Here is a 22924-nt window from a genome sequence, read left to right as displayed (position 1 = left end):
GATGAAATGAAAGGGAGGACACATGCGATATCCGGTGGACGTTTTTACAGGCAGGATCCGCGATTACGCGGGCAGCGGGCCGAGCGCTATCGCCAAAATTCAGCTCGACGGCGAACTGATGCTGACGGAACTCGGGCTGGAAGGCGACGAGCAGGCGGAAAAGAAGTATCACGGTGGGCCTGATCGCGCGCTGTGCCATTACCCGCGTGAGCATTACGCCGACTGGGCGCGGCAGTTTCCCGAACTGGCAGAGCAGTTCTGCGCCCCGGCGTTTGGTGAGAACTTATCGACTGAAGGGCTGACTGAACAGAACGCTTTTATCGGTGATATTTTTCGCTGGGGTGAGGCATTGATTCAAATCACGCAGCCGCGCTCTCCCTGCTACAAGCTCAATTATCATTTTAACATCAGCGACATGGCGTCGCAGATGCAGAGCAGCGGCAAGGTAGGCTGGTTGTATCGTGTGATTGCGCCGGGAAAAGTGTCCAGCGAATCACCGCTGGAGCTGGTCTCGCGGCTGAGCGACGTGTCGGTGTATGACGCGGCGGCCATCGCCTGGCATCTGCCGTTTGATGATGAGCAGTATCACCGTTTGCTGTCGGCGGCGGGGTTATCGGTCAGTTGGGCGAGAACGATGCAGAAGCGGCGTTTAAGCGGCGTGATTGAGGATAATTCGCGGCGACTGACGGGAAAATAACCCTCTCTCACGGAGAGAGGGCGTTTTATTACGGCGCGCGCTTGTACAGCGGCAGCCAGATCGTCAGACGTAAACCACCGAGCGGACTGTCGTCCGCTTTCACCCAGCCGCGATGTTGCTGAATGGCGGTTTCCACAATCGCCAGACCCAGACCGGTGCCGCCGGATTCACGATCCCGCGCCTCATCGGTACGGTAGAACGGGCGGAAAATCTGCTCCCGGTCTTCCGGGCTTACGCCCGGGCCGTCATCATCCACGTTAATGGTGATGCCGTCTTTATCCACCGCAAACGCCACCGAGATTTTGGTGTGCGAATAACGCAGCGCGTTGCGGACGATATTCTCAAACGCGCTCTCGAGCGCATTCGGGTTACCGTACAACGGCCACGGGCCCGGCGGGTATTCCACGGTGAAGGATTTGCCGACCTGTTCCGCTTCGAACGCGGCGTTGTCGAGCACTTCGCTCCACAACTGGTTCGCCTTCAGCGTTTCACTGACCAGCGCGTTTTTCTGCTGATTGCGCGACATCACCAGCAGATCATTGATCATACTGTCCAGACGCTGCGCTTCCGTTTCAATACGCTCCAGCTCTTTGCTCTCGCCCGCACGGCGACGCAGAAGCGCTGTGCCGAGCTGTAAGCGCGTCAACGGCGTGCGAAGCTCGTGGGAGATGTCCGACAGCAAACGCTGCTGGGTGGTCATCATACGCTCCAGCGCGGTCACCATCTGGTTAAAGCTGGCGCCTGCGGCCAGGAACTCCTGCGGCCCGGCTTCCAGTTCCGGGTGCTGGCGTAAATTCCCCTGCGCCACTTCATCTGCCGCGTTTTTCAGCTTACGGGCGGGTTTCGCCAGGCTCCACGCCAGCCACAGCAACAACGGTGAGCTGACCAGCATAGTGACAATCAGCAACAGCAATGGGCGGTCAAACAACAGGTTGATGAAATCGGACTGCGAACTGCTGGCAGGACGAATCAGATAGAGCTGGTAATTATCCTCCCCATCGCGGATGGCAAAGGGCCCTACCAGCTCTACCCGACCATACTTTTTCTTCTGCGGGTGATCGGCGTTATCCGCCTGGCCGATGAAGTTGCGGATGATCTGCATTTCGCTGCGCTCGGCGCCGATAACGCGTCCTTCACTGGTGACCAGCAACAGGCGCTGCCCCGGAGGCGCCCATTTATCGATAGCGCGAAACAGTCGGCGCCACCACATCAGGTCATTGGGAGGATCGTTAGCCAGCTCCGCTTCAACGTGCTGTTCAATCATAAGTCCCTGACGTTGCTCGCTCTCCAGCAATTCGGTCATCTGACGCGAATCCAGTTTCGGCAACATCAATACCAGCATCAGCACCAGTGCCAGCGTCAACCAGAAGATGGCAAAGATACGTGCGGTCAAACTTCCTATCATGAAGCGGATACCATCAGATAGCCGCGGCCACGCAAGGTTTTAAACCAGGGATGACCGTCTTTGCGCTCAGGCAGTTTGCGGCGCAGGTTGGAGATATGCATGTCGATCGCGCGATCGAAAGGCGTCAAGCGTTTGCCCAGCACTTCCTGGCTGAGATGTTCGCGGGAAACCACCTGACCGAGATGCTGCGCCAGCAGGTACAACAGCGTGAATTCGGTGCCGGTCAGTTCCAGGGTTTGCCCATCGAAGCTCGCTTCCTGACGACCCGGATTCAGGCTTAATGCGTCGACTTCAAGCGTCGGCGAACCGTTGTCGCTGTTCTGCTGTTGCTCGCTCCAGTGGGAACGACGCAGAATCGCGCGAATACGGGCCACCAGTTCACGATCATTGAACGGTTTCGGTAAATAGTCGTCCGCGCCAAGCTCAAGGCCCAGCACGCGATCCAGTTCGCTGCCGCGCGCGGTCAGCATAATAACGGGAGTCTGGTGTGTCTGTCGTAACTCTTTAAGCGTGTCGATACCGTTTTTCTTCGGCATCATCACATCGAGTAAAAGCAGGTCGATGCTGTCGTCAAGCAGCGCCAGCGCCTGTTCGCCATCATGGGCAACCAGAACGTTGAAGCCTTCCATGTCCAGCAACTCCTTTAACAGGGAGGTGAGCTCCCGGTCATCATCAACTAACAGGATTTTATTCATTGTTTAAATACCTCCGAGGCAGAAATTACGTCATCAAGGCTCGCTAATCCATGACTTTACGTTGTTTTACACCCCCTGACGCATGTTTGCAGCCTGAATCGTAGACTGTCTCTCGTTGAATCGCGACATTAAAGTTTTTGGGAGCAAGTGATGCGCAAAGTTATCGCTGCCGTCATGGCCTCAACGCTGGCGCTAAGTGCTTATAGCCAGGCTGCTGAAGTCGTCACCAGCGTTAACGGGCAGCCGGATGTCGGCCCCGCCCAGCGAAACGGCCAGAGCCACATGTTTGACGGCATAAGTTTAACCGAACATCAGCGCCAACAGATGCGGGATCTTATGCAACGAGCGCGGCATGACCAGCCCCCCGTTAATGTTAGCGAACAGGAGATAATGCATCGCCTTATCACCGCAAACCGTTTCGATGAAACCGCTGTGCGCGCCCAGGCTGAAAAGATGGCGCAAGAACAGGTTGCTCGCCAGGTAGAAATGGCGAAGGTACGAAATCAGATGTACCACCTGTTAACCCCGGAGCAGCAGGCGGTTTTAAATGACAAGCATCAGCAACGAATGGACCAGTTGCGAGAGATTGCCAGGATGCAGCACAACGCTGCCATGGCACTTTCCAGTAGCAGTAGTACCCTGAGTCACCAGTAACAAACCCTGTTTTCCTTGCCATAGACACCATCCCTGTCTTCCCCTCCATGATGGAGGGGTTTTTTTTATCAATCACTTACCTCTCAATATAAATAAATACAGCCACTTAGAAAAAGCTGTAACGGTGTGGAACGGTTTTAAAATTCTCTGAGTGTGGACACTATGTGGACACTCAGAGAGGTAATTTATAACGTCACTCCACCGTTAAGAGGATTCAGTGCGACGGCGTTCTGCAGGTAGAGGTGACTTAAATGGTTGAATGCACGAGCAATAGTACCGAGGCTATGAATGGTGAGTACGTCACAACGGTTTTGGGAGAAGTCATCACCGATGCTTTGGCGGTGCAACTTGATGATATTGAGCGCCGCTTAGCGAAATACCTTAAGGCAGGAAATTATTCAGCTATTCAGATGCTCTCTGAGAAGGCTGTGAAGATTGAGATTCTTCGCATGAGCATTTGTACAAATAGCCTTATGGCGATTTACGACGTCGGCTCAGAACGTGACAGCAAGGAGCAGAAGTAAATGAGCAATAACAACCTAACAGATGAGCAGTTAGAAGAGCTGCTGTCTGAGCTTGAAACGTGCGGGATATATGGAAGACAGGTACGGGCATTATATGAGCTTCAGCAATACCGGAAAGGCGCAGAGCAGCGCATCCGGTATTTTATGAAGATGAAGTGGATATCCATCTCAATCCCAATCCCAAAATCGGTGCGGACTGGCAACTGCGCGGACAACAAAAGTGGGTGGTGATACCGGGGCAGAATGAAAAATATTATCTGGCTGGCGCGTTACATAGCGGAACGGGCAAAGTCAGCTACATGGGCGGCAACAGCAAAAGTTCAGCCTTATTTATCAGTCTGTTGAAACATCTGAAGTCGACGTACCGACGGGCGAAAACCATCACGCTCATCGTGGACAACTACATTATTCACAAAAGCCGGGAAACACAGCGCTGGCTGAAGGAAAATCCGAAGTTCAGGGTGATTTATCAGCCAGTTTACTCGCCATGGGTAAATCATGTTGAACGGCTATGGCAGGCGCTTCATGACACGATAACACGCAATCATCAGTGCCGGACGATGTGGCAGTTGCTGAAAAAAGTCCGACACTTTATGGAAACTGCCAGCCCGTTCCCCGGCGGTAAACATGGTCTGGCAAAAGTGTAGCGGTATTAGGCGCAGCTATTTAGATTGATGCCTGTACCGCCGCAGCATACCCTGCAAGCTAAAAAATTGATGGGTATTGTGCATCGACTGCAACAAATTATGGTCAATGAAAACCTGACACCAGTCGAGCTGGTCGGGTGCGCCGAAATCGTCAGAGATAATTTCGGAAGGATCCATGACATCAGTAATCCGAAAATTGAGGCGTTCATACCGGCAAGAGGGCCGATAGTTCCGCCACCGCGTCGACCACAGCAAACGCCGTCAGTGCTGAAACTTGCTTTCAGTGCTGGCGGGGTTGAACAACGAGCGGCGCGAGGCATTAGTGAAGGTATGAGTCTGCTCGAAACTGTCTTCTATATAATTAAGGTATGAGTTATTTAAATGCATTCGCTTTGTGAATGTATTATTTGCCTATCCCTTTTTGTTTAATCTTTTCATGTAAACGTGTTACTTTTCGCTGCATGTACATTTATCAACCGCAGGGGCGGGATATGTATTATAGCGATTCAATCATAAGAGAAATGCAGGCAGAAAAGCTAATGGCGTTGCAGCTTGATAAGGCTGTGAATGACGTTGGCAAGCAAGTATTAGAAACAGCCGCCAGAATTAAAGATGGTGCAACCCGCGCAATATATTACACCTCCTGCTTTACTGATAATTACCAGGATGTTTGCTCGAAACTGAAAAGTGAAGATGTTCGCTTCGGTGAGGGGCTTTATCAGCTTTTTCGTGACCGGCGCATTGTTTACGATTTGATTGAGGTTTATTTCAAAGATGTGTTGCAACATAAAACGCAGCAGCAATTAGAGTTTATCAAGTGGCGTTTATTCAAATTGGGCTTAAATATTTCAACCAGTAGCCTAACTGCTGATTCTCTTACGCTTGGGATAACTACGACCGTATGTTTGAGCCTCGGTTTTAGTCCTCTGGTAGTCGGGCGTGTCCGTGCGTTGGCTGGCGGTGCTGTGGGAGCCGCTGGGCTTTATGGTTATGTGCAGCAAGCAGCGGAAAGCGCGGACAGACTTAAGCTTTGGGGGCCTGGATACTATCACGCTCTCTACCTTAGAAAGTTAGAAATGATGTATTTCATCGTAGAACCGATATTTGTGAAAGCTCGGGCTTTTGAAAACGCTTATCTATCTGATGATGATATTGTGAATATAATCTCCAGGATGGCTAAGTAATGGATTTTTTAAAGAGGTGGTTAAAATATCAAGTCGGTTTTTTGGCTCGCACTTATATACCCGCCATCGCTATTTTTATTTTCTTTATGGTTGCGGTTAAATTTTTTCCTGCTTACGCTGTTCAATCAACTGGAGTCTTTGCCGTTGTAGTGTTCATCGTTATTTATCTTACGGCTAAGCCGTCAAAATGATTTTTAAAAGGATGTGAATTATGTCTACTCCAGCGCATTTATGGTTAACTGATGAAAACGGCTCGCCTATTGTAGGCGGCTGCATGATGCCTACCCGGCTCGGTTCGATTGAGCTGAAAACGTTAACGCATAACGTATGCATCCCGGTTGACCCGAACTATGGAAAGCTGACGGGTACGAGAATCCATTCTCCGATATGCGTGCAAAAGGAGTTTGACCAAACTACGCCTATTCTATTCCGCGCGCTTTGCGAGGGGCGGACCCTTAAGTCGGCAACAATCCGGATGTATAGAATTACCGAGGCGGGGATCGAGACTGAGTATTTTAATATCGTGCTCGAAAATGTAAAAATTAGCAGTATTACCCCCTCGTTACTTCCGGGTGGAGTAAGTGGAACTCATATGGAGGCTATAGAGCTTCGCTACGAAAACATCACATGGAAGTACACAGACGGAAATATCTTGTTTAAAGATGGCTGGAATGTTCGCTGGACGGCGTAACCGCAAAAACAGAGAAAACCCCCGCTGCCGCAGGTTGCATGCGCTGCTGCGACTTTCCCTCGCGCTCTCGCGCCAGTGCTGGCGCGGTCTGGCTGTGGTCGTGCAACTGCATTAAAACCGACCCTTAAAGCGGGCAGGCGTGGCGGGGAAAGCATTGCGCGCTGAGGCGGGTAACCCGCGCGAGGCGCTCCATCTGACGCGCCAGAAAATCCGCGACCTTAAAGTCGTGAGCCGTCAGGTCAGGCTTTGCATAGAGCTGAATCAGCCGCGCCTTGAGCGTGAATTCGACCCGGTTTAACGGGGCGGTTTCTTCCCATTTATCGCGCTGCTTCCAGCTCTGCACCGTGGGGCGTTTGACCAGCAACTGCTCCGCGATTTGTGGCACGGAATAGCCCTGCCAGAACAAAAGCGCGGCCTGTCGTCGTGGGTCGCTGAGTAGTGATGTGTCGTTGGTAGTGGTCATAAAACCTCACTGTGATGAGTACACGGCAAGGCTAAAGATTCAGGAGGGATGAATCGCTAACCCCCTGTTGTGTCAGGGGTTGCACTTCTGTAACCGGTGGCTGGCGAGGGAGGGAGTCGGGAAACTACATCCGACCCGATAACCCAACTCAGGACACCTGACTCATGGCTAAAAAAATTTCGAAATGGCTTCACGACGGCTGTAGAGCTCGAGGTGATGCTCTCTGATGTGGAGTATGAAACAGATGTGGGTTTTTTTGCCTGTTAATTAGGAAATTTATCCTTCACTGCTATCCGCTATACTAGCCGCAGAAACGAGCTGGAGTGTCTATGAACCAATCCTATGGACGACTTGTCAGCAGGGCGGCGATCGCGGCGACGATCATGGCCTCTTTGCTGCTGGTGATCAAAATTTTCGCGTGGTGGTTTACCGGTTCCGTCAGTATTCTGGCGGCGCTGGTGGATTCACTGGTGGATATCGCCGCCTCACTGACCAACCTGCTGGTGGTGCGCTATTCGCTGCAACCTGCCGATGAAGAACACACCTTTGGTCACGGTAAAGCGGAATCGCTGGCGGCGCTGGCGCAAAGCATGTTTATTTCCGGATCGGCATTGTTTTTGTTCCTCACCGGTATTCAGCATCTGGTGCAGCCAGAGCCGATGAATCAGCCGGGCATCGGGGTGATTGTGACGATTATTGCGCTGATCAGCACCCTGATGCTGGTCACGTTTCAGCGCTGGGTGGTACGAAAGACGCAAAGCCAGGCCGTGCGTGCCGATATGCTACATTATCAGTCTGATGTTATGATGAACGGCGCGATTCTGGTGGCGCTGGGACTTGCCTGGCACGGCTGGCATCGCGCCGATGCCTTGTTTGCGTTGGGCATTGGCATCTATATTTTATATAGCGCGTTGCGTATGGGTTATGATGCGGTGCAGTCGCTGCTGGATCGTGCTTTGCCGGACGATGAACGTAGCGAAATAATCAGTATCGTGACAAGTTGGCCCGGCGTCAGCGGCGCACATGATCTTCGAACGCGGCAGTCAGGGCCGACCCGCTTTATTCAGATTCATTTGGAAATGGAAGATAACCTGCCATTGGTTCAGGCGCATTTAGTGGCTGAACAGGTAGAGCAGGCAATTTTACAGCGTTTTCCGGGGTCTGACGTGATTATTCACCAGGATCCCTGCTCAGTGGTACCTCAGGGTCACCAGGGGCAGTTTGAACTTTCGTAACCGGTTGTATATTTGCGGGCCAGACTGGCATTTTTTGTATAAATTACCGCCGTTTGGTCTGACCTGAATCAATTCAGCACGAAGAGCTTGATATACTATTGCTAAATAGAGTCGTTCACTCCCCGGTCCGGGAGCGCTTCGGGCAAAAGAATTAATTTTTAGCATTCCTAAGTTCTCAGAGGTAGTCATGATTAAAAAAATCGGTGTATTGACAAGTGGCGGTGATGCTCCGGGCATGAACGCGGCGATCCGTGGCGTTGTGCGCGCAGCCTTGTCAGAAGGTCTGGAAATTTTTGGTATCTACGACGGATATCAGGGTTTGTATGAAGATCGTATGGTTCAGCTCGACCGTTACAGCGTCTCCGATATGATCAACCGTGGCGGCACCTTCCTCGGTTCAGCGCGTTTCCCGGAATTCCGCGATGAAAATATTCGTGCTGTGGCTATCGAAAACATGAAAAAACGCGGGCTCGACGCGCTGGTGGTTATCGGCGGTGACGGTTCTTATCTCGGTGCGCAACGCCTGACCGAAATGGGCTTCCCGTGTATCGGTCTGCCGGGCACCATCGACAACGACATTAAAGGCACTGACTACACCATCGGTTTCTTCACCGCACTGGGTACCGTGGTTGAAGCGATTGACCGCCTGCGTGACACCTCTTCTTCTCACCAGCGTATCTCCATCGTGGAAGTGATGGGCCGTTACTGCGGCGACCTGACCCTGGCGGCAGCAATCGCTGGCGGCTGTGAGTTCGTTGTGGTGCCGGAAGTGGAATTCAACCGTAACGATCTGGTTGCTGAAATCAAAGCGGGCATTGCGAAAGGCAAGAAACACGCGATTGTGGCGATCACTGAGCACGTTTGCGACGTTGACGAACTGGCGCACTTCATTGAGAAAGAAACTGGCCGTGAAACCCGTGCAACCGTTCTGGGTCACATCCAGCGTGGTGGTTCCCCGGTTCCTTACGACCGTATTCTCGCCTCCCGCATGGGCGCTTATGCCATTGAACTGCTGCAGCAGGGCTACGGCGGTCGCTGCGTCGGTATCCAGAACGAAAAACTGGTTCACCACGACATCATTGATGCCATCGAAAACATGAAGCGTCCGTTCAAGACTGACCTGCTGGACTGCGCGAAGAAACTGTACTGATGGGCTGAGCCTGTCGGCGGAATAAAAAAAGCCTTCTCATTGAGAAGGCTTTTTTGTCGGTCATTATTCGATATCGAGGGGATCTTCGGACAGGATAATGCCGGTGTTGTCGGCATAAAGATGATCGCCAGAGAAGAAGGTCACGCCGCCGAAATTAACGCGAATGTCGCTTTCGCCAGTGCCTTCACCCGCAGCACCCACCGGGATCGCCGCCAGTGCCTGAATGCCCAGATCCATCTCTTCCAGGTCATCCACCTGACGCACCGCGCCATAGATGACAATGCCTTCCCATTCATTCTGAACGGCAAGACGGGCCAGATCGGCATCGAGTAATGCCCGACGGACAGAACCGCCACCATCGACCAGCAGAATGCGGCCACGGCCGTTCTGTTCGAGCATATCGTACAGCAACCCGTTATCCTCGAAACATTTCACCGTGATGATCTGCCCACCAAACGACGAACGTCCTCCAAAGTTGGAGAACAGCGGTTCCACGACGTTGACATCTTCCTGATAGATGTCACAAAGCTCGGAAGTATCGTATTTCATAGGATTTACGTTCAGTTGCTGCGAGAGTTTTCAGTATATCGCGCTAAGTGCGTTGTTGGCAAAATCATCAATTGTTAATTGATATTTGTCAGTTACGCTGCCAGCCTGCTGCCGATAATCCCAATGACAAACAGCAGGTTAGTCAGCAGCGCGGCTTTCACTGTCTGTTCGAGCATTGGACGCATGGCTGCCGGATCGCGTTCACGTATCACGTAACGGGCCTGTTTCACCAGCAATGGCGCGGCGAGAATAAACAGCCAGCCCCAGAGGCTGTGCAGCGAAATCAGGTTAAACAGCGCGAGGCAGAGCGGGGCGCCCACCAGCAGACAGACGTGATAACGGCGCGCGTTAACCGGGCCGAGGCGCACGGCGAGCGTGTTCTTGCCGTTTTCGCTGTCGCTGGTAATGTCGCGCAGGTTATTGATGTTCAGCACCGCCGTCGCCAGCAGACCACAGGCGGTGGCGGGCAGGAAAATCGCCGGGTGGATGTTGTGCGCCTGCAAATACCAGCTACCCATCACACTCAGCCAGCCGAAGAAAATCAGCACCGAAATGTCGCCGAGCCCGATATAGCCGTACGGACGCGTGCCGACGGTATAGGTGATGGCAGCGATGATTGACAGGCCGCCCAGCACCAGAAAGCCGATAAAGTCGCCAATCCCCTGATACGCGGCAAACAGCAGCGCCAGACCGGAGAGGCAAATCAGCACCACGGTGACTATCAGCGCCCGCTTCATCTGCTGCTGGGTAATCACCCCTTTCTGCATTCCACGCAACGGACCGAGACGGTCAGGCTTATCGCTGCCCTTCACGGCATCGCCGTAGTCGTTTGCCAGGTTGGAGAGGATTTGCAGTAAACCCGCGGTGATCAACGCCAGCACAGCGACCAGCGGATCGAAATATCCTTGCCACCAGGCGAGCGCGGTACCGACGACAATCGCGGCAAACGCGAGGGGCAACGTTTTAGGGCGAAGGCTTTCCAGCCAGGCCTGAGTGCGGCTAATTTCAGTCATAGTTCCAGCCAAAAAAATGGGGGCGAAAGCCCCCATCAACAAAGATGAAAATGCATTTACCGCGATTATAGAATAAAACGGCTCAGATCTTCATCTGCCACCAACGCATCCAGATGTTTGCTCACATAATCTGCGTCGATGGTAATGGTTTTGCCGCCCAGTTCGCTGGCATCGAAGGAGATTTCCTCCACCAGACGCTCCAGCACGGTATGCAGACGACGCGCACCGATGTTCTCGGTGGATTCGTTAACCTGCCACGCGGCCTGTGCAATGCGCTTGATGCCGTCGTCGGTAAAGTCGATGTTGACCCCTTCGGTCGCCATCAGCGCTTTGTACTGCACGGTGACGGAGGCGTTTGGCTCGGTCAGGATGCGCTCGAAATCTTCCGTGGTCAGCGCCTGCAACTCAACGCGAATCGGCAGACGGCCCTGCAGTTCAGGGATCAGGTCAGACGGGCTGGCCACCTGGAATGCGCCCGAGGCGATAAACAGAATGTGGTCGGTTTTCACCATACCGTGTTTGGTGGAGACGGTGCAGCCTTCCACCAGCGGCAGCAGGTCGCGCTGCACGCCTTCGCGGGAAACGTCCGGGCCAGAGGTGTTGCCGCCGCGCTTACAGATTTTGTCGATTTCGTCGATGAACACGATCCCGTGCTGCTCAACGGCATCGATGGCGTCCTGTTTCAGCTCTTCCGGGTTCACCAGTTTCGCCGCTTCTTCTTCCACCAGCAGCTTCAGCGCGTCTTTGATTTTCAGCTTACGCGGTTTCTGTTTCTGCCCGCCCAGGTTCTGGAACATGGACTGCAACTGGCTGGTCATCTCTTCCATACCCGGAGGCGCCATGATTTCAACGCCCATCGGCGCTGCCGCCAGGTTTATCTCGATTTCTTTGTCGTCCAACTGGCCTTCGCGCAGTTTTTTACGGAATGCCTGACGCGCGGCAGATGGCTCCTGCGCCGCTTCGTTCTGGCCCCAGTTGTTTTTCGCCGGTGGGATCAGCACATCAAGAATGCGCTCTTCCGCCAGCTCTTCCGCGCGATAACGGTTTTTCTCGATCGACTGCATGCGCACCATTTTCACGGCAGCATCAGTCAGATCGCGGATGATGGAATCCACTTCTTTCCCGACATAACCCACTTCGGTGAATTTGGTGGCTTCGACCTTGATAAACGGCGCGTTAGCCAGTTTCGCCAGACGACGGGCGATTTCCGTTTTACCGACACCGGTCGGGCCGATCATCAGAATATTTTTTGGCGTCACTTCATGGCGCAGCTCTTCATCCAGCTGCATACGACGCCAGCGGTTACGCAGGGCAATAGCCACGGAGCGCTTCGCCGCGTCCTGGCCGATAATGTGTTTGTTCAGTTCGCTGACAATTTCGCGTGGGGTCATTTCAGACATGGGAGATCCTTACGCTTTAGACGGTAATTCTTCGATGGTGTGGAAATGGTTGGTATAGATGCAGATATCACCTGCAATATCCAGCGCTTTGACCGCGATGTCGCGGGCGCCCATTTCGGTGTTTTCCAGCAGCGCGCGGGCCGCAGCCTGCGCATAAGGGCCGCCGGAGCCAATGGCGATCAGATCGTTTTCAGGCTGCACGACGTCACCGTTACCGGTGATGATCAGGGAGGCGTTTTCGTCCGCGACAGCCAGCAGGGCTTCGAGCTTGCGCAACATGCGGTCCGTGCGCCAGTCTTTTGCCAGCTCAACGGCCGCTTTCACCAGATGGCCCTGGTGCATTTCCAGCTTACGTTCAAACAGTTCGAACAGCGTGAACGCGTCTGCAGTGCCACCAGCGAAGCCAGCAATCACTTTGTCGTTGTACAGACGGCGGACTTTTTTCACGTTGCCTTTCATGACGGTATTGCCCAGCGTGGCCTGACCATCACCGGCGATAACCACATGACCGTTACGGCGAACACTTACTATTGTTGTCACGAGCAGACCCCTTGGTTGCAATTCAGAATACGCGCCCCGCACAGTGTACGGGGCAGAATGCAATTATAGATGGGGGGCAATTTGGGGGTTTCAACCCCCGGCGCCGAGACGAATGCAGTTTGTGTGACCGGCCAGCTTCAGGCGGTTGATGGTGCTGTCAGCGTTATCTTTGCCTTTTACCGGGCCGATAACGACGCGATTCCAGCCGTTGTTGGTGGTGATGCGGGAGTCAAAGCCTTCAAAGGCGAGTTGGGCGCGAACGGTTTCGGCCTGGTCGACACCTTTAAATGAACCGCACTGCACCATCCAGCGGCGTTCGTCTTTTTTCTCCGCCGTCGCCTTCGGCGCTTCCGGCTCGCGGGTGACCGGCGCTGCCTGTTGCGTTTTCGGCTGTTGCGCCGTGGTGTGCGCAGGCGTCTGGATCAGATCCTGATAAGGCTGCTGGCTGGAGGCGGTTTGTTTCGGCTGCTGCGTCTGACGCGGCGGCTGAGTCGTTTGCGCCGTGCGCGGCTGCTCCGCGACGCGGGGTTGCGTACGGGGCTGCTGAACAGGCTGCGTTTGCGTCCATTGCTGCTGCTGTTGCGCCTGCTGCTGTTGCTGAGCCAGACGCTGACGCTGCAGCGTTTGCTGGCGCTGCTCAGGCGTTTGCTCGTTCCACGGCACTTCGGTGAGCTGCGTCGGCTGCTGACGCATATCGGCCTGCATCTGCGCTAACAACTGGCGCTGTTCGTCCGTTAATTGATCGGCATTTTTCACTTCCCCGCCCGCAGACGGTTCCGTCGGCGCGCGAACGCCAGGTTGACGGCTTTCCAGCTCTTTAATATAACGCCAGCGTTCTTCGGGTTTTGGCGGCAGACCGTTGCCCGTCATCTGACGGTTCTGCAACGTATCGGCATCTTCTTTCTTGTGGTGGGTAATAAAGTACAGGCCACCGATAAAGGCCACCAGCACAGCCGCAGCGATGGCGACCATTGCTGGTGAAACGGAAGAAAAGCTGCTCTGCTTTTTCCTTGAGGTGCTCTTTTTGCGCCGCGAAGGAGCCGGTTGGCCGCGGCGTACATAATCTCGTTGTGCCACTATCGTTTCGCTGTATTTATTCGTTTCTCAGCCCGCCATGTTACTTAAGCGGCGGGGCTTTGACCAGATGACCGTGTCCGAAAGCCGTTTGCTTTAGGGATTTATTTTGCGTGTCGTGCCGCGAACGATCAGTTCACAGTCAAGTAAGCGCGAGCCGCTGCTGACATTTTGCCCGTGCAGTTGATCCAGCAACAGCAGCATCGCCTCGCGGCCGATATCAAAACGCGGTTGCGAGACGGTGGTCAGCGGCGGGTCGCAAAACTCCGATAAAGAGATGTTATCAAAGCCAATCAGGGACAAATCATTGGGGATTTGTAACCCATGTCGTTTTGCATAGGAGAGCGCGCCCAGCGCCATGATATCGCTGTGACAGAACACCGCCGTGGGCGGATTCGGCAGCGCCAGTAATTGTTCCAGCGCCTGACCACCCGCTTCATAGGTGAAATTGCCGCGCGCAATGTAGTGCGGATCAATCGTGATACCGTTACGACGCAGCGCCTGGACGTAACCCTGCAGGCGGTAATGGCACAGCGGCATCTCTTCAGGACCCGCAATACAGCCAATCCGCTCATGCCCCAGCTCGTGGAGATAATTAACCGCGTCGAAGGCGGCGGTCAGGTTGTCGATGTGAACGGTCGGCAGCTCCAGCTCAGGCGCGAACTCGTTGGCCATCACCATCGGCGGCAAATTGCGTTGCTCTTCAATGCTGGCGTCGAACGGCAGTCGTGAACCGAGCAGCAGCATGCCATCAATTTGTTTGGTGATGATCAGATCGATGAAGGTTTTTTCCTGCTGGTTCTGATGCGCGCAGTCGCCAATCAGCACCAGATAGCCATGTTTTGCCGCCGTGACTTCGATACCGCGGATGGTTTCGCTGAAAAAGGGATCGCAGATATCCGGGACAATCACCAGAATCGTGCGTGATTCGTTGCGCTTCATGTTGCGACCGAGTGACTGCGGTAAATAGCCGACTTCCAGCGCCGCCTGCTCAACCCGGTTGCGGGTTGCCTGCGACACTTTGTCGGGATTCATTAACGCACGGGACACGGTTGCCGTTGAGACGTTGGCCTTGATGGCAACGTCCTTCATGGTAGCAGCAACGACCTCTTTTTTAGGCTTCACCTGGTTTCTCCTCGCTGACGGGTGCAGACACATCCGCTGTCTCTGACTTCAGCTCACATTTTTATCAGATAGTGGCTCATGAGAGTTACAGAATTTTCATGAAAAATGTGATGAATCTTGAATTTCTCGATCTGGCTCGCAGGGAAACGCCTTAGCCTTCAATCGGATCAACATCCAGCACCCATTTCACTTTGCGCGATTCAGGCAGCGTATTGATGAGCGCCAGCGTGCCGCTCACGATATGTTGCAGGCGGATGCGGGAAGGGTGTTGCAGCAAAATTTGCCAGCGCCAGCGACCGCCGCGTTTCGGCGCCAGCGCAGGCACCGGGCCAAGTACCCACAGTTTGTCGTCCGCCAGTGGGCTTGCCTGAATCAGATTGCGCAACTGTTGCAGGAACAGCGGCGCCAGCTGGTTGTTATGATCTTCCGCGCGGATCAGTACGTGGCTGGTCCACGGCGGGAGCTGCATGGTCTGACGCTCGGCCAGCGCCTGTTGGGCAAAGGCGTCATAGCCCTGATGCAGCAGCGTTTGCAGCAGCGGGTGTTCCGGGTGATGGGTTTGCAGGATCACCTCCCCCTGTTTCCCGGCGCGACCGGCGCGGCCGGAGACCTGGGTATACAGTTGCGCAAAGCGTTCCGCCGAGCGGAAATCGGCCGAGAACAGCGCGCCATCGACATCCAGCAGCGCCACCAGCGTGACGTCCGGGAAATGGTGGCCTTTCGCCAGCATCTGCGTGCCGATGAGAATACGCGCGCCGCCGCGATGCACCTCTTCCAGATATTTTTCCAGCGCGCCTTTGCGGCTGGTGGTGTCGCGGTCAATACGCGAGACCGGCACATCCGGAAACAGCGGGGCGAGCGCCTGCTCAAGTTGTTCCGTCCCCAGCCCGACCGGCACCAGATGCGTGGAGCCGCACGACGGACACTGACGCGGTACCGGGCGCTGACTGTCGCAGTGGTGGCAGCGCAACTGTTGCTGCGTCTGATGCAGCGTGTAATAGCTGTCGCAGCGTGGGCATTCGGCAATCCAGCCGCAGTCGTGGCACAGCAGCGCGGGCGCAAAACCACGGCGATTCAAAAACAGGATCACCTGATTATTCGCCTGCAAATGCTGTCGCATGCGGCTCATCAGCGCAGGCGACAGCCCGGCTTGCAACGGCTGGCCTTTGAGATCCAGCACATGCTGATTCGCCGGACGCGCGTTCCCGGCGCGCTTCGTCAGTGTTAGCTGATGGTATTTGCGCTGGCGGACGTTGTGCAGGGTCTCCAGCGCGGGCGTCGCCGAACCGAGGACGATCGGGATTTGCTCGCTGTGCGCCCGGTAGACCGCCAGATCACGGGCGTGATAGCGCCAGCCTTCCTGCTGTTTATAGGAGCTGTCATGCTCTTCATCGATCACGATGACGCCGAGATTTTTGAACGGCGTAAATAAGGAAGAGCGCGTGCCGATGACGATCGCCGCTTCGCCGTTTTTGGCTTTCAGCCAGGCGGATAAGCGTTCGCTGTCGTTGAGGCCGGAATGCAGCACTTCAACGGGGGCGTTAAAGCGCTGACGAAAACGGGCGATAGTCTGCGGCGTCAGGCCGATTTCTGGCACCATCACCAGCGCCTGTTTCCCCTGCGCCAGCACGTTTTCCAGCACGCTCAGATAGACTTCAGTTTTGCCGGAGCCGGTGACGCCCGCCAGCAGCCAGGCGGAAAAGCGATCCGCCGCGCTATGGATGGCGCCAACGGCGGTGGCCTGCTCTGTATTGAGCCGCAGGCGCTCGCCCGACACCGCGTAGTCGCTGTGCCAGTCGGCCAGCGGCGGCGTTTCGCTCGCCAGTTCGCACAACCCTTTGGTTCTCAGCGTTTGCAGCGTGGCGTCAGTAAAATCCAGATCCGCAATCTGATGGCGCCAGATTTTCCCCTGGCGAAGCGCGGCCAGTGCCTGCTGTTGTTTCGGCGAACGCTTCAGGCTATGAATGTCGACAGCCTGACCCTGTTCCGTGGCGAACCAGTACCACAGCGGCGCATGACTGGCCGGTTTGCCCTGGCGCAGCAGGATAGGTAACGCGTGGAAAAGCACGTCGCCAACAGGATGATGATAATAGTCCGCGGCCCACAACAGCATTCGCCAGACGGTAGCGGTAAAGACCGATTCGCCATCCAGCACGTCAATCACGTTTTTCAGTTCAGCAAGCGGCAGCTCGCTTTTTTCGCTCACCGAGACCACGATGCCGATCCGCTCCTGTTTGCCAAACGGCACGCGTACGCGGCACCCGGCTTTGGCATCCATGCCGTCAGGCAGCAGATAGTCAAAGGTGCGGGGCAGCGGAACGGGCAAGGCAACGTGAGCAACGAGCATTGAATCTTCCTGACTTGAAAAGTGGCGCGTTAGTATACACATTACACGATGGGGACGTGCGGATCAGTTTGCATACGTTGCTTAAATTCTGTATGATTCGCCGCCTTTAATGCGAAATAGTCGCGTTAAACTACCTATATTATTAACATCGCGTGGTGTCCGGCGTTAGGGCTGGAAGAGCGACGCGGCCTTAACTGAGGTTTCCCATGAAAAAAGGTATTCACCCGAATTATGTAGAAATTACTGCAACTTGTTCTTGCGGTAATGTGATCAAAACCCATTCTACCGTGGGTCACGATCTGAACCTGGACGTGTGCAGCAAATGCCACCCGTTCTACACTGGTAAGCAGCGTGACGTTGCGACCGGTGGTCGTGTTGACCGCTTCAACAAGCGTTTCAGCATCCCGGGCAGCAAATAAGTTTTGCTCCCAGAAAAAAGCGCCGCCAGGCGCTTTTTTTGTCTCCGCTTTTCCTCCTGCCCCGGCCCTTTCCTGTTTTTGTAGTGAAACTGTTATAAAACCGTTCATTTTTATCAATTGAAATGATGTTTCTCATTTTATGATAAATTGTTTTTATTATTGATCTCCGTCTTTATAACCTTTCGTTTTCTGCCATCAATTCTATTTTATGGCAAAATTCAAAAGGTTTTTTTGCTGGCACTGCCATAAAGTTCATGCTGCTACTCATTACTATTATCTGACTTTGTGATTTTCACTTCGGTGTAAATGACAGGTTTATTCTATTGCTGGGATCTCAATTTTGAGAGGGTTTGTCATGAACTTAAAATATGCTTTATTACTTATTCCGTTATTATCCTGCGCCGCACATGCAGGTTATGTTGATTACCGCCATGAATATTACGATGACGGCCGTAACTATGACCGTGTTTATATGTCCCATCGTTTTGCAACAGGATTCGGTGTTGCTGTCGAAGCCATTTCTCGTTCCGATGATGCACAGTCTAATAGTGCCTGGAATAATATGGAAAGTAATGGCAACGAGTATACGGCGAGTTACCAGTTCACCTGGCAGGATCTGGTCTGGCAGCCTGGCGTTGCGGTTGAAACAGGCGATAACATCACGATCTATAAGCCTTATATCCGCGTACAGTACAACATTAACGATAGCTGGTGGACCGCCTTCCGCTATCGCCAGGAGTATGCGCGCAGGAACGCCGATGGCAAGGACGACCGTATGGTGTACCGTCCTGAAGCCTGGATCGGCTATAACATCGCTGACTGGATGTTTGAGCTGAACGGTATTTATAAAATTGCCGATAGCGAAGATTTATATAACAACAAAAAAGAAGATTACGAATATAACTTCCGCGTCGCCAGGAAATTTGGTTCCTGGGTTCCGTTCGTGGAAATTGGTAACGTCTCTTCAGGTTATAACACCACCACGACATCCGATCGACAAACCCGTTATCGCGTAGGCCTCGGTTATAACTTCTGATCAGTAATGTCATTAAATAACGAGTAAGTTACGGCATCGTATCCTTACTTTGCCGTATCTATTTCCATTGCATATATTGCAGGAAAGAAAAATGAATAAGCGCAAAATTGGTATTGCAAATTACCTGGCCTATGGTTCCGGGGATTGTCTGGGCGCAGGGACGACAGCGCTCACCGCAGCATGGTTACTTTATTTCTACACCACGTTTTGTGGATTAACGCCCATTGAGGCGACCTTTATTTTTGCCATGGCGAGAATACTGGATGCCGTGGTAAGCCCGCTGATGGGATATCTTACCGATAACTTTGGCAATACGTGGTTAGGAAAGCGTTTCGGACGCCGCAAGTTCTTTATTTTACTGGGTATCCCCTGTGTTTTTTCGTACAGCCTGATGTGGATGGGCGATATGGGGTACTGGTATTATCTGGTGACTTATCTGCTGTTTGATGTGGTCTACACGATGATTCTGGTGCCTTATGAAACACTGGTGCCGGAGATGACCGATGATTTCAAACAGAAAACGAAATTTTCCGGCGCGCGTATCGGTATGGCGCAGCTTTCGGCGATCCTCGCGGCATTTCTGCCGGGCGTATTGCTGAACCACTTCGGTAAAGACAACGCGATCTCCTTCTTCTACGCCAGCCTGGTCTTCTCCATTATGTGCGCCATCGTGCTGACGCTGGTGTGGTGCTTTACCTGGGAACGTGATCGCACTGAAGAAGAGCTTGCGGCTCAGGCCCAAAAGCTGACGCTCGGTCAAAGCCTGCATCGATTGATCATCGAACTGAGTTCAACGTTCCGCATCCGTATTTTCCGCCAACACCTTGGAATGTACCTGGGCGGCTATATCGCACAGGATGTCTTTAACGCCGTTTTCACCTACTACGTCGTGTTTGTGTTGATGCAAAGTCCGACGCTGGCTTCAGACCTGATGGGAACCATGGCAATCCTGCAATTTATTGCGGTGATGGCGATGATCCCGCTGTGCATCCGCTTTGGACAGGCACCTTCATACCGGGTTGTGGTTACCCTGTTTGGCCTGAGTGCGCTGTCTTATGCCGGGCTTTACTATAGCGGGATGAGCGACAACCACTCGCTGCTGTTGCTTATCTCTGCCATTGCCGGGCTGGGTCGTGGTGGTATCAACTATATTCCGTGGAATATTTACACCTACATTGCCGATGTCGATGAAGTGGTCACCGGTCAGCGTCGCGAAGGGATTTTCGCCGGGATTATGACGCTGACGCGTAAAGCCTCGCAGGCAGGTGCGGTGATGCTGGTGGGTATCGTTATGCAACTTTCCGGCTTTGTATCCGGCCAGCCTACGCAGGTTCCCGGCGTGAGTCATACCATCCTGATGATCCTGAGCGTGGGTACGGTTTGTGTATTGCTGATTGGCTTTTTGATCTCCCTGAAGTTCCGCCTGAACCTCAAAACGCACAGCGTACTGCGTGAAGAAACCCTGAAAATGCGGGCTGCTGGTCGCCTGACACCGGAGGATATCACCCCGCAGGCACGTCAGACGGTAGAGATGCTGGCAGGTATGCCTTACGAGAAGCTGTGGGGTAACAATACGATTGGTTACCTTAACCGGCAGAAGGCGCTACAAAGCTAACTGATGATGTTTGCCCGGTGGCGTTGCGCTGCCGGGCACTGGCTGACGATCACCACGAAAACAGCGGCCATTCTCTGGCGACAGTTTCCAGTTGCGGCGCATCAAAAAGCGCCTGGGGTGAAATCACCGTTTCATTCATCGGGATCTTATTACCGTAGCGCTCTTTGATTTTGGCCCGGACCACCGGCGAACTCAGATCGAAATCTTTCATCTTTTGCAGCTTACCCGGCTGCATATCCAGCGCATGAAAATAGACTTTCCACACGACTTCGGAGCAATACTGGCGATCGTCAGACCAGGCAAATGCCAGGTCATAGGGCTTACCGAGATAACCCCTGGCCGTTTGCGCCAGCTTCTTTTGCTGCTCTGGTGAGAGTCCGCCTCTGACGCGACGAATCACATATTTACCGTCTTCGCCGCGGGCGATAAATTTTTGCAGCGGGGTATAGACCACCGGGCCAGTCGCTTCAAACACGTAAGCTTTTTTATTGCGGATAACAATCATGCCCGTGTGGCTGTAGTCAGAGTGGGTCGCCAGCTGGATAGCTTTACTCTGCGAGGAGCGGGAGATCTGAAAAATAATGTCACCCGTTTGCGGCTCGTACGCCAGTGCGGGGTAGCAGACAACCAGGCCGAGGGCCAGCAGGTATTTATGCATGTGGTTTTCCCTGTCAACGAGCAAGGCGGTCCGGTATCCATGAACCGCCATCAGGACGTCAGTATTCCCACGTCTCCGGGTCGATTCCCAGCTCGCGCATGATCACTTTCGCTTCTTCCGGGATTTCATCGCTACGTTCTTTACGCAGGTCAGCATCATCAGGTAGCGGTTGACCGGTGAACGCATGCAAAAACGCTTCACACAGCAGTTCGCTATTGGTGGCGTGACGCAGATTATTCACCTGACGACGGGTACGTTCATCGGTGAGGATTTTTAACACCTTCAGAGGAATGGAAACCGTAATTTTTTTTACTTGCTCACTCTTCTTACCGTGCTCAGCGTATGGGCTGATATATTCGCCGCTCCATTCAGCCATGAGATACCTTAATCCTGTCAGTCATTAATAAAAGGCCAGAAGCTGTCGCTCAGACCATAAACGTGCGTATTTTACCGTAGAGGCGGAACCGTGACACGAGGAAAGCCTCCACAGATGTGCGCTAATGCATATAATTTTAACGGCTATTTGTCGTTTGCTCAATCTATACGCAAAGACATTTAGATGTCCAGATGTATTGACGTCCAATGTGGCAGTGGTTACTCTGTGCCCTGACCTTCATCGATTAAGCCAGGAAGCCCAGACATGACGCGTAAACAGGCCACTATCGCAGTGCGTAGCGGGTTAAATGACGACGAACAGTACGGTTGCGTTGTCCCGCCGATTCATCTCTCCAGCACCTACAATTTCACCGGTTTTAATGAACCCCGCGCGCATGACTACTCGCGCCGCGGTAACCCGACGCGTGATGTCGTCCAGCGTGCGCTGGCGGAGCTGGAAGGCGGCGCGGGCGCGGTACTGACCAACACCGGCATGTCGGCTATCCATCTGGTGACCACTGTTTATCTTAATCCTGGCGATCTGCTGGTCGCGCCGCACGACTGCTACGGCGGCAGCTATCGTCTGTTTGACAGCCTGGCGAAGCGCGGATGCTACCGCGTTTTATTTGTCGATCAGGGGAATGACGCGGCGCTGAAAGCGGCACTGGCAGAAAAACCGAAGCTTGTGCTGGTAGAAAGTCCAAGTAACCCATTGTTGCGCGTCGTCGATATTGAGAAAATCTGTCGTCTTTCGCGTGAAGCCGGGGCGATTAGCGTGGTGGATAACACCTTCTTAAGCCCGGCGTTACAGAATCCGCTGGCGCTGGGCGCTGATCTGGTTCTGCATTCCTGCACGAAATACCTGAACGGTCATTCCGATGTCGTTGCGGGCGTGGTGATTGCGAAAGATCCGGACGTCGTGACGGAGCTGGCCTGGTGGGCCAATAATATTGGCGTCACCGGCGGCGCGTTTGATAGCTATCTGTTATTACGCGGGTTACGCACGTTGTCACCGCGTATGGAAGTCGCTCAGCGCAACGCGCAGGCGATTGTCGATTATTTGAAACAGCAACCACTGGTGAAAAAGCTGTATCATCCGTCTCTGCCGGAAAACCAGGGGCATGAGATTGCGGCGCGTCAGCAGAAAGGTTTTGGCGCGATGCTGAGTTTTGAACTGGATGGCGATGAGCAAACGCTGCGCCGTTTCCTGAGTGGTCTGTCGCTGTTTACGCTGGCGGAATCGCTGGGCGGCGTCGAGAGCCTGATCTCCCATGCCGCGACCATGACGCATGCGGGCATGGCGCCGGAAGCGCGCGCTGCCGCGGGCATCTCTGAGACGTTGCTACGTATCTCTACGGGTATTGAAGACGGTGAAGATTTAATTGCCGATCTGGAAAATGGCTTCCGGATCGCAGCAGAGGGGTAAAC

Annotated in this window: 23 protein-coding genes and 3 pseudogenes; 14 read left to right on the top strand and 12 right to left on the bottom strand. The window is 53.7% G+C overall.

Annotated features, from left to right (window positions below; translation table 11 throughout):
- Window positions 1-22: 22 nt before the first annotated feature.
- Window positions 23-697, top strand: a complete 675-nt coding sequence (gene yiiM / locus AOY23_RS19460; RefSeq protein WP_054180927.1) for a 6-hydroxyaminopurine reductase — start codon at window positions 23-25, stop codon at window positions 695-697.
- Window positions 698-725: 28 nt separating this feature from the next.
- Here yiiM and cpxA read toward each other — a convergent pair whose 3' ends face one another.
- Together cpxA and cpxR are read right to left on the bottom strand one after the other, a co-directional pair.
- Window positions 726-2102 carry an envelope stress sensor histidine kinase CpxA gene (cpxA, locus tag AOY23_RS19455; protein WP_038161535.1) on the bottom strand — a complete coding sequence of 459 codons (1377 nt, stop codon included), beginning with the start codon at window positions 2100-2102 and terminating at the stop codon, window positions 726-728.
- The gene (cpxR, locus tag AOY23_RS19450; RefSeq protein ID WP_054180926.1) at window positions 2099-2797 is read right to left on the bottom strand and encodes an envelope stress response regulator transcription factor CpxR; all 699 of its coding nucleotides are present in this window, start codon (window positions 2795-2797) and stop codon (window positions 2099-2101) included. Before cpxR ends, cpxA begins: the two co-directional genes overlap by 4 nt.
- A gap of 150 nt (window positions 2798-2947) precedes the next feature.
- Here cpxR and cpxP point away from each other — a divergent pair, with 150 nt between their 5' ends.
- The 7 genes and pseudogenes from cpxP (at window position 2948) to AOY23_RS19415 (ending at window position 6497) form a co-directional block, all read left to right on the top strand.
- Window positions 2948-3451 (top strand): cell-envelope stress modulator CpxP, encoded by a 504-nt coding sequence (cpxP, locus tag AOY23_RS19445; protein ID WP_054180925.1) that lies wholly within the window; start codon window positions 2948-2950, stop codon window positions 3449-3451.
- A gap of 251 nt (window positions 3452-3702) precedes the next feature.
- Window positions 3703-3975, top strand: a complete 273-nt coding sequence (locus AOY23_RS22820) for a hypothetical protein (RefSeq protein WP_054180924.1) — start codon at window positions 3703-3705, stop codon at window positions 3973-3975.
- Between the two features lie 125 nt (window positions 3976-4100).
- A pseudogene (locus AOY23_RS19435) lies at window positions 4101-4622 on the top strand (IS630 family transposase); the annotation flags it as partial.
- A gap of 27 nt (window positions 4623-4649) precedes the next feature.
- Window positions 4650-4871 (top strand): annotated as a pseudogene (locus AOY23_RS19430) (hypothetical protein); the annotation flags it as partial.
- A gap of 242 nt (window positions 4872-5113) precedes the next feature.
- Window positions 5114-5806: a hypothetical protein gene (locus AOY23_RS19425; protein WP_054180923.1), complete on the top strand. Its 693-nt coding sequence runs from the start codon at window positions 5114-5116 to the stop codon at window positions 5804-5806.
- Window positions 5806-5997 carry a hypothetical protein gene (locus AOY23_RS19420; RefSeq protein WP_054180922.1) on the top strand — a complete coding sequence of 64 codons (192 nt, stop codon included), beginning with the start codon at window positions 5806-5808 and terminating at the stop codon, window positions 5995-5997. The genes AOY23_RS19425 and AOY23_RS19420 overlap by 1 nt, the downstream gene beginning before the upstream one ends.
- 20 nt (window positions 5998-6017) lie before the next feature.
- Window positions 6018-6497 carry an Hcp family type VI secretion system effector gene (locus AOY23_RS19415; protein WP_054180921.1) on the top strand — a complete coding sequence of 160 codons (480 nt, stop codon included), beginning with the start codon at window positions 6018-6020 and terminating at the stop codon, window positions 6495-6497.
- 166 nt (window positions 6498-6663) lie between these two features.
- Here the strand turns inward: AOY23_RS19415 and AOY23_RS19410 are convergent.
- Window positions 6664-6960: pseudogene (locus tag AOY23_RS19410) on the bottom strand (terminase gpP N-terminus-related DNA-binding protein); the annotation flags it as partial.
- A gap of 329 nt (window positions 6961-7289) precedes the next feature.
- Here AOY23_RS19410 and fieF point away from each other — a divergent pair.
- Together fieF and pfkA are read left to right on the top strand one after the other, a co-directional pair.
- On the top strand, window positions 7290-8195 hold the full coding sequence (gene fieF / locus AOY23_RS19405) for a CDF family cation-efflux transporter FieF (protein WP_054180919.1): 906 nt from the start codon (window positions 7290-7292) through the stop codon (window positions 8193-8195).
- A gap of 187 nt (window positions 8196-8382) precedes the next feature.
- The gene (gene pfkA / locus AOY23_RS19400; RefSeq protein ID WP_054180918.1) at window positions 8383-9345 is read left to right on the top strand and encodes a 6-phosphofructokinase; all 963 of its coding nucleotides are present in this window, start codon (window positions 8383-8385) and stop codon (window positions 9343-9345) included.
- Window positions 9346-9408: 63 nt separating this feature from the next.
- Here the strand turns inward: pfkA and rraA are convergent, their stop codons facing one another.
- From rraA to priA, 7 genes are all read right to left on the bottom strand, one after another.
- Entirely contained in the window at window positions 9409-9894 is a 486-nt protein-coding gene (rraA, locus tag AOY23_RS19395; protein WP_054180917.1) for a ribonuclease E activity regulator RraA, read from the bottom strand.
- 92 nt (window positions 9895-9986) lie between these two features.
- Window positions 9987-10907, bottom strand: coding sequence for a 1,4-dihydroxy-2-naphthoate polyprenyltransferase (gene menA, locus AOY23_RS19390; protein ID WP_054180916.1), 921 nt, complete (start codon window positions 10905-10907; stop codon window positions 9987-9989).
- 65 nt (window positions 10908-10972) lie between these two features.
- Window positions 10973-12307: an HslU--HslV peptidase ATPase subunit gene (gene hslU / locus AOY23_RS19385; RefSeq protein WP_054180915.1), complete on the bottom strand. Its 1335-nt coding sequence runs from the start codon at window positions 12305-12307 to the stop codon at window positions 10973-10975.
- Between the two features lie 9 nt (window positions 12308-12316).
- Window positions 12317-12847, bottom strand: coding sequence for an ATP-dependent protease subunit HslV (hslV, locus tag AOY23_RS19380; RefSeq protein WP_038160233.1), 531 nt, complete (start codon window positions 12845-12847; stop codon window positions 12317-12319).
- Between the two features lie 90 nt (window positions 12848-12937).
- Entirely contained in the window at window positions 12938-13924 is a 987-nt protein-coding gene (gene ftsN, locus AOY23_RS19375) for a cell division protein FtsN (protein ID WP_072171062.1), read from the bottom strand.
- 93 nt (window positions 13925-14017) lie between these two features.
- On the bottom strand, window positions 14018-15046 hold the full coding sequence (gene cytR, locus AOY23_RS19370) for a DNA-binding transcriptional regulator CytR (RefSeq protein WP_054180913.1): 1029 nt from the start codon (window positions 15044-15046) through the stop codon (window positions 14018-14020).
- A 151-nt stretch (window positions 15047-15197) separates the two neighbouring features.
- A complete protein-coding gene (priA, locus tag AOY23_RS19365) occupies window positions 15198-17393 on the bottom strand; it encodes a primosomal protein N' (RefSeq protein WP_054180912.1) in 2196 nt (731 codons plus the stop codon).
- A 206-nt stretch (window positions 17394-17599) separates the two neighbouring features.
- On the opposite strand from priA, the gene rpmE reads away from it, so the two are divergent.
- The 3 genes from rpmE (at window position 17600) to AOY23_RS19350 (ending at window position 20463) form a co-directional block, all read left to right on the top strand.
- On the top strand, window positions 17600-17812 hold the full coding sequence (gene rpmE / locus AOY23_RS19360; protein WP_038160243.1) for a 50S ribosomal protein L31: 213 nt from the start codon (window positions 17600-17602) through the stop codon (window positions 17810-17812).
- 355 nt (window positions 17813-18167) lie between these two features.
- Window positions 18168-18848: an oligogalacturonate-specific porin KdgM family protein gene (locus AOY23_RS19355; protein ID WP_054180911.1), complete on the top strand. Its 681-nt coding sequence runs from the start codon at window positions 18168-18170 to the stop codon at window positions 18846-18848.
- 91 nt (window positions 18849-18939) lie between these two features.
- Window positions 18940-20463, top strand: a complete 1524-nt coding sequence (locus tag AOY23_RS19350) for an MFS transporter (protein WP_054180910.1) — start codon at window positions 18940-18942, stop codon at window positions 20461-20463.
- A gap of 49 nt (window positions 20464-20512) precedes the next feature.
- Here AOY23_RS19350 and AOY23_RS19345 read toward each other — a convergent pair whose 3' ends face one another.
- A complete protein-coding gene (locus tag AOY23_RS19345) occupies window positions 20513-21121 on the bottom strand; it encodes a YiiX family permuted papain-like enzyme (RefSeq protein WP_054180909.1) in 609 nt (202 codons plus the stop codon).
- Window positions 21122-21179: 58 nt separating this feature from the next.
- Window positions 21180-21497: a met regulon transcriptional regulator MetJ gene (gene metJ, locus AOY23_RS19340; RefSeq protein WP_038160250.1), complete on the bottom strand. Its 318-nt coding sequence runs from the start codon at window positions 21495-21497 to the stop codon at window positions 21180-21182.
- Between the two features lie 264 nt (window positions 21498-21761).
- Here metJ and metB point away from each other — a divergent pair, with 264 nt between their 5' ends.
- Window positions 21762-22922: a cystathionine gamma-synthase gene (gene metB, locus AOY23_RS19335; protein ID WP_038160252.1), complete on the top strand. Its 1161-nt coding sequence runs from the start codon at window positions 21762-21764 to the stop codon at window positions 22920-22922.
- Window positions 22923-22924 lie beyond the last annotated feature (2 nt).

This window comes from Trabulsiella odontotermitis (assembly GCF_001297775.1).
In the GTDB taxonomy this organism is placed as follows: Bacteria; Pseudomonadota; Gammaproteobacteria; order Enterobacterales; family Enterobacteriaceae; genus Trabulsiella; species Trabulsiella odontotermitis.
Note: the sequence above shows the minus strand (reverse complement) of the source record. Positions and strands in the feature narration are given on the sequence as shown.